The sequence below is a fragment of the Starkeya nomas genome (assembly GCF_902703545.1).
GTDB classification, from domain to species: Bacteria; Pseudomonadota; Alphaproteobacteria; order Rhizobiales; family Xanthobacteraceae; genus Ancylobacter; species Ancylobacter moscoviensis.
The window spans coordinates 81,270-87,873 of record NZ_CACSAS010000029.1 but is presented as its reverse complement, the minus strand read 5'-3'; the positions used below and the strand labels follow the sequence as shown (position 1 = coordinate 87,873).

7 protein-coding genes are annotated in these 6,604 nt (G+C 62.7%); 1 reads left to right on the top strand and 6 read right to left on the bottom strand.

The genetic code is table 11. The features are described from left to right. Positions 1-559: 559 nt before the first annotated feature. From STARVERO_RS22480 to STARVERO_RS22465, 4 genes are all read right to left on the bottom strand, one after another. Complete coding sequence (locus tag STARVERO_RS22480) at positions 560-718, bottom strand: hypothetical protein (RefSeq protein ID WP_159602291.1); 159 nt, start codon at positions 716-718, stop codon at positions 560-562. Between the two features lie 319 nt (positions 719-1,037). Continuing rightward, the gene (locus tag STARVERO_RS22475; RefSeq protein ID WP_137902082.1) at positions 1,038-1,223 is read right to left on the bottom strand and encodes a hypothetical protein; all 186 of its coding nucleotides are present in this window, start codon (positions 1,221-1,223) and stop codon (positions 1,038-1,040) included. A gap of 391 nt (positions 1,224-1,614) precedes the next feature. After that, positions 1,615-2,700: a DNA polymerase IV gene (gene dinB, locus STARVERO_RS22470; RefSeq protein WP_137902081.1), complete on the bottom strand. Its 1,086-nt coding sequence runs from the start codon at positions 2,698-2,700 to the stop codon at positions 1,615-1,617. A 12-nt stretch (positions 2,701-2,712) separates the two neighbouring features. Further along, positions 2,713-3,219 carry an SOS response-associated peptidase family protein gene (locus STARVERO_RS22465; protein WP_137902080.1) on the bottom strand — a complete coding sequence of 169 codons (507 nt, stop codon included), beginning with the start codon at positions 3,217-3,219 and terminating at the stop codon, positions 2,713-2,715. Positions 3,220-3,276: 57 nt separating this feature from the next. On the opposite strand from STARVERO_RS22465, the gene STARVERO_RS22460 reads away from it, so the two are divergent. After that, positions 3,277-3,867, top strand: a complete 591-nt coding sequence (locus STARVERO_RS22460; protein ID WP_137902079.1) for an SOS response-associated peptidase family protein — start codon at positions 3,277-3,279, stop codon at positions 3,865-3,867. Between the two features lie 7 nt (positions 3,868-3,874). Here STARVERO_RS22460 and xth read toward each other — a convergent pair whose 3' ends face one another. Both xth and ligD read right to left on the bottom strand, forming a co-directional pair. Beyond that, a complete protein-coding gene (gene xth / locus STARVERO_RS22455) occupies positions 3,875-4,705 on the bottom strand; it encodes an exodeoxyribonuclease III (RefSeq protein ID WP_159602289.1) in 831 nt (276 codons plus the stop codon). A 3-nt stretch (positions 4,706-4,708) separates the two neighbouring features. Next, positions 4,709-6,598, bottom strand: coding sequence for a DNA ligase D (gene ligD, locus STARVERO_RS22450; RefSeq protein ID WP_159602287.1), 1,890 nt, complete (start codon positions 6,596-6,598; stop codon positions 4,709-4,711). Between the last annotated feature and the right edge of the window lie 6 nt (positions 6,599-6,604).

The following is a 6,604-nucleotide window of genomic DNA, read 5'->3' as shown; positions in this document are numbered from 1 at the left end:
CGGCACTCGGCAACATGGCGCCGGTCGAGTTCGCAATGAAATCCACGCTGGAAAAACAGGCCGCATGAGGCCACAAACGAAACCCAGGACTCTACCATAGACCGGAGGAGATTAGGGTCTCAGGTCAGGTGGCTTTCGCAAACACCTCGGGAATGATGACAGGCTCACATATCGACACCGTTATCGCATTCGACGGCAACATCACGGTGCACTTGCCCCTTCAGGCCGGCGTCGATCGCGCCGACCGCAACCGTCTCCGGCAAGGGATCCGCGACCACCCGCCTTCGCGCGAATATCGTGGCACCGCGGCCGCCCGGCGCGCGAGGTCCGGTTCGCACGATTTCTCGGCCGTCCCACTCGACAATCCAGACTCCACACCCACAACACCTGACATGCTGGCCGGATGGCGAAGGCTGGCTCCTGCGTGTCGCTCTGACCCGCCACCTCTACACTTAATCGACGACGGGTCCGCCGAGAGGCGGGGCCTTCACCCGAGGGACGTAAGCGCTTCCTTCCGGATGCGGCGACACTCGGTGGCAGCGCCGACACAAAAAGGGGCCTAAGCCACCTCCGCCTCGCGCTGCCGATGGTCGGCTTCGGTGAGCGCCTGAACAAGACGCAGCTGCGTTTCGCGGTGCTCCCTGCGCGTCAGGATGCAGTGCGCAAGCTCAGCGCGGAGTTCTGCGATTTCGGCGTAGATGTCACGAATGTCTTCCATATGAACCTCCTTCGTCTCGATGACGGAGGCACGCACCAGGTGTTGGAGGGACGGGTCAGGGATCGCGAGGCGACCGGCAGAGCCGGCGCGTGGGGGTGCCGAGTTTCTGACGGCGCCCAACGGGCGGCGGCGGAAAATTGGGGGCAACCGCGCGTCCTTGACGCGGCCCGACTGCCGGTATGATCGGCCATCAATGAGAGAGAGATGGCCGTGGCTCGACGTTATGGCTGGCCCATCCTTTCTTGCTTCTGCAGCGCGCTGCGGGATCGGCTCTGCCGATAGTCGAGGCGCCGCGTTGCTCGGCGCCAGCGCAACCGGCTCAGTGAGCCGGGCCGCGCTCGTAGGGGTCGAATTCGTGGATCAGTTCGAGATCGTCGGCGTCTTCGAGCTCCTCGGAGGGGAGGGCGCCATAGGCATCGCCGGATTTGAAGAGCGTCACCGGGACCATGAGGGTGCGGGCAAGCTGGAACGCGTGATTCTGGGCAAGGGAAAGATCGTGCGACATCTCGAAGGCTCCATCCGGAGCGGGCCAATTCCCGCTCGATGGCTCCTCGATGGACCGCCTTCGGTCGCGATCACCGCGAAGGCGCAGCCGCAGCGGCGGCAGCTTGCTAGCCGACCCCTTGTGGGTTGATCGTGGAAGATCCGGAGGAGGGCCCAGGACGCCATCGCTGAAGAGCGGGATTGGTTCGCGGCGGGCGAGACGACCTGTGTGCTACGTCCTTTTCCCTCGCCGGAAGCTGCTGGGAACGCCGCGGCTTCCCGCAATGGGCCGCCGTCCATACTCCGCAGCAATCACCGATCCAAATCGTCCCCGGCCAGCAGGCGGGCTGCCGATCCCAACCGGGCCGCGCGCGGCCAACGCGTTTCAGCCGGCGCTTTCGCGCCTTCGCACTTTAGAGCAGCGCGAGTTGCCCCTCAAAGATTCCGACCGCGTCTTCGAGCGAGGAGACCGTGACGCCGACGAGCCGGATGCCCTTCTCGACCGGAAACAATGGATCGAGCAACGCCCGCGACAGCTCGTCGACTTGCGCCGCGGTCTGAAACGGTTGCGAGACGGTACGGCTTCGCGTTATCCGCTGGAAGTCGGCGTACTTCACCTTCAGCGTCACCGTGCGCGCCCGCAGTTGCTTCGCTTCGCAGAGACGCCAAACCTTCGCGACAAGAGCGCTGATTTCAGAATACACGCTCTCACTGTCGAACAGGTCGGTCTCAAAAGTGTCTTCCGCGCCGATCGACTTGCGCGGCCGATCGGGCTCGACAGGCCGATTGTCGATTCCACGGGCAATTCGATAGTACCAGCCTCCCGCTTTTCCGAAGTGTTGCTGCAGGAAGGCGAGCGGTTTCGCCTTGAGATCAGCGCCGGTGAGAATGCCAAGCCGCTCCATCTTCTCCGCCGTCGCAGGCCCAACGCCGTGGAATCTCTTCACCGGGAGCGCCTCGACGAAAGATGGGCCTTTGCTGGGTGTGATGACGGCCTGGCCGTTCGGCTTGTTGAGGTCGCTCGCCATCTTCGCAAGGAATTTGCAATATGAAATGCCGGCGGAGGCATTGAGGCCCGTGACCTCCTTGATGCGCGCGCGGATGATGGTCGCGATCTCGCTCGCGATCTCAATGCCGTGCTTGTTCTCCGACACGTCCAGATAGGCTTCGTCGAGTGAGAGCGGCTCGATCAGATCGGTATGTTCGGCGAAGATCTCGCGGATCTGTGCCGACACCGCGCGGTACACATCGAATCTTGGTGGCACGAAGATGAGGTCGGGACAACGGCGCTTGGCCGTGATCGACGCCATCGCCGAGCGAACACCGAAAGCACGCGCTTCGTAGCTCGCTGCCGCGACGACGCCACGCGCCTCCGACCCGCCGACGGCAACGGGTCGTCCGCGCAAGTGTGGATCGTCACGCTGTTCGACCGACGCATAAAAGGCATCCATGTCCACATGGATGATCTTGCGCGGGATGATGTCCGACTCCGTTGCCACGGCACAACGTCGTCAAAGCGCGAGCATGGATTGGTCGCGGGCGTGGTGAAAACGAGAGACACGAAAGCTTCCGGCCGGCAGGGGACACAAGATGTCCGTCTCGGGTCGCATAGCATCGAGCCAGCCCATGCGCTCATTTCGACGTAGCACCGCCATCTGGCGGTCTTGATAGGGCGCGATATCGCCGTTCGATTCGATGGTGATGATCGCATAGGCCTCGGGCCAGTCGCGCGTCGCCGGCCGCCAAATTCCGGCAAAATAAAACCAGTCGCCATTCGCAAGCCTGAAGCTGTAGTCCTTACCGTTGCTACGATGGCGAAACTCGGTTGCCGGGACGAGGCAGCGATGATTGGGAAAGGTTCGTCCCTCGCCGTGTACGACGGTGCAGGGGCGTGCGCCGGTCTCGCCCGGCTTCAGGCCCCACGGCAGTTCGACCATCTCGACCTCGTCGCCGGAGCGTCGAACGATGACGCGGCGTTCGTCGAGTGGTGCATCAGAATTGAAGGCCTTCACGGTCATGGCATTTTAGAACATAATAGGAACGCCACTCCAGTGCAAGCCAGGAAAGGGGGAGCGATGTGCAATGACTATCGGCTGATGGTGGATGTCGCCTCGATCGTCGAGGACTTCGCCGATCTCAAGATCAAAATCCGCTTCAGCGAAGGCTCGCCGAACATCGAGGCTCGCGAAGATATCAAGATCACCGACATGGGTCCGATCATCCGCCCGGTCGAAGGCGCGAGCGACGAAGCCGACCTGGTGCAGCGCCGGTGGAGCTGGCCCGGCCAGAACAAGAGACCGGTCTATAATTTTCGCTCGGATGGTCGCGAGTTCACCAGCAACCGCTGTCTCATCGTTGCGGATGGGTTCTACGAGTTCACTGATCCGGCGGAAAAGGGAAAGAAGAAGAAGGACAAATGGCTGTTCACGAAGCGCGACGAGCCGATCTTCTGCATCGCTGGAATCTGGCGTGACGCCAAGGATGTCGGCGAGGCCTACACGATGCTGACGATGGAGCCGGGGCCTGATATCAAGCCCTACCACGATCGGCAGATCGTCATTCTTGAGCGCTCCGCGTGGGCTGACTGGCTCAATCCCGCGATCTCGGCGAAGTCGCTGATCAAGCCGCTGCCTGCCGGGACGTTGTCTGTCGCACAGGTTGGTTGACGGCGCCTCAAGCGCGGACGGGCGTCACGCGCCGACGGGGCGCTGCGCGCCTCGCGGATGTGGTCGCATCCGCAAGCTCGATCCAGACGGGGGCGTGATCGCTGCTCTTTTCCCATCCGCGCACTACAACGTCGACCTGAGCGTCGACGAGGCGTTCGGCAAGCGGCGGGCTAAGCAGCAGATGATCGATGCGCAGCCCGGCATTCCGTGCAAACGCATTTCGAAAATAGTCCCAGAAGGTGTAGATGGCCTCGTCGGGATGGAGCGTACGGAGCGCGTCGGTCCAACCTTGTTCGAGTAGCCGGAAATAGGCTGCGCGCGCTTCGGGAGCGAAGAGAGCGTCGTCGAGCCAGCGCTCGGGCTTGTAGACGTCGAGATCGGTCGGCATCACGTTGAAGTCGCCTGCGAGCATCACCGGCTGGCCGGTGGCGAGAAGTTCGCCGGCATGCGCGATCAACCGGTCGAACCAGCGAAGTTTGTAGTCGAATTTCGGACCGGGCTTTGGATTGCCATTCGGCAAATAGAGTCCGCCGATCAGGATGCCGTTGACGGCAGCCTCGATATAGCGGCTGTGGCTATCGTCCGGATCGCCGGGAAGACCGCGGCGGGTTTCGTGGATCTGTCCGACGCGGCTGAGAATGGCGACGCCATTCCAGCTCTTCTGCCCCTGCCAGATCGCGTCGTAGCCGAGATCGCGGATCGGTTTGTCCGGAAATTTCTCCTGCGGCGCCTTCAGCTCTTGGAGGCAGACGATATCGGGTTGCGATTCTGCGAGCCATCGCAGGAGAACGGGGAGGCGGCCATTGATGCCATTGACGTTGTAGGTCGCGATTTTCATGGATTAGATATCGGGCAAAACTTGTTCGGCACGGCCCCAGCTTGCCAGGGTTTTGGAGCTCGTGCGGCGCACCAGCTCCGGTGCATCGCCGATGTGAAAATGCGCCGGCGAGTCGATGGTCTTCATCTCGCCCCAGCTTATCGGCGCGGCAACCGAGGCGCCGGCGCGCGTGCGGGCGCTATAGGGCATGACCGCTGTCGCGCCGCGCTGGTTGCGCAGATAGTCGACGAAGATGCGGCCCTTGCGCCGGGCCTTTGCAAGCGCCGCAGTGAAATGCTTCGGATCGTTCTGCGCGACCGCCTGCGCGAGGCGATAGGCGAAGTCCTTGACCTGCGGCCACTCGGCTTTCGGCGTGAGCGGCGCGATGACATGCACGCCCTTGCCGCCGGTCACCATTGGAAAAGTCTCGAGGCCCATCGATTTCAAGATGTCGCGGAATTGGAAGGCAGCCTCGCGAACCGCCTCGAAATCGAGCCCTTCATCGGGGTCGAGATCGAAGATCAGCCGATCCGCCTTCTCGACATCTTCGATACGCGCGCCCCAGCCATGGAATTCGATCGTTCCCATCTGCACGCAGGTCATGAGCCCATCGGCATCGTCGATATAGAGATAGGGCTCTTCGTGGCCATCCTTCTCGACAATCCCGATGTGGTGAACCGCCTCGCCGAAGCTTCCGGCATCGTGCTTCTGGAAGAAACATTGCTTTGCGCGGCCCTGTGGGCAGCGGACAAGGCTGATCGGCCGGCTGCCGATCCAGGGCAGCATGATCTCGGCGACCGCCGCATAGTGGTCGGCGAGCTGGCCTTTGGTGATATTGGCTTCCGGATAAATGACGCGGTCGCGGCTTGTGATGACGACCGTGCTTGTCGCCGGCGCCGGCCGTTCAGCGGCGTGATGCTCAGTCTCGAGCACGACGGCCTCGGGCTTCTTGTCCTCGCGCAGCCCGAGATAGCTGGGGTGACGAAGCGTTCCCTCGTTGGTCATCTCGGTATAGGCGATCTCGGCCACGAGCCTCGGCCGCAGCCAATGCGCGCCGCGGACCTCGGCGCGTGGTGCCTCGACCGTCGCTGCCTTCTGTTCGAGTGGCGCCATGATCTTCATCAGGCGCGCGAGTTCGGCCGCATCGAAGCCGGTGCCGACCTTTCCGGCGTAGCGCAGCGTGCCGCCGTCATGGACGGCGAGAATGAGCGACCGGAAGGCGCGGCTCTTGTCGGACGGCGTCCAGCCGGCGATTACGAATTCTTGCCGCTTGATGCATTTGGTTTTCACCCAGCTGCCGGCGCGTGCGCCGACATATCGCGAGTTGGCGAGCTTAGAGACGACACCCTCGAGCCCGGCCGCACAAAAGCTCTTGAGCAGCTTCTCGCCGTTTCCCTGGATATGATCCGAGTAGCGAATGTGGGTGCCCTTCGCGGGAAGAATTCCCTTGAGCTTGGTTTTTCGCTCGAGAAGGGGAAGGCTGGTCAGATCATCCCCATTGAGTTCGAGCAGATCGAACGCGAAATAGTCGATGCTCGCCGGAGCGCCCTTCAGCGCGCCCTGCAGCTTCTGGAAGTTCGAGCGCCCCTCGGGATCGAGCACGACCGCCTCGCCGTCGATCAGGGCGGATTGGACCTTGAGTTGACGCGCATCGGCGAGAATCGAGGGAAAGCGGCCGGACCAGTCGAGGCCCGAACGGGTATAGGCACGCGCCTCGCCCCCACCGACGGCGACGAGCGTGCGATAGCCGTCATATTTCATCTCGTGAATCCAGCGGTCGCCGGCCGGAACCGCGTCGACCAGCGTAGCGAGCTGAACGGGACGGAATGCCGGCGCCACCGCGGATGTTCGCGCCGACGAAGACTTCGTCTCGCGTGCGGTCGATCTTGCTTTTGTTTTGGGCGCCGTCGCCATGATCGA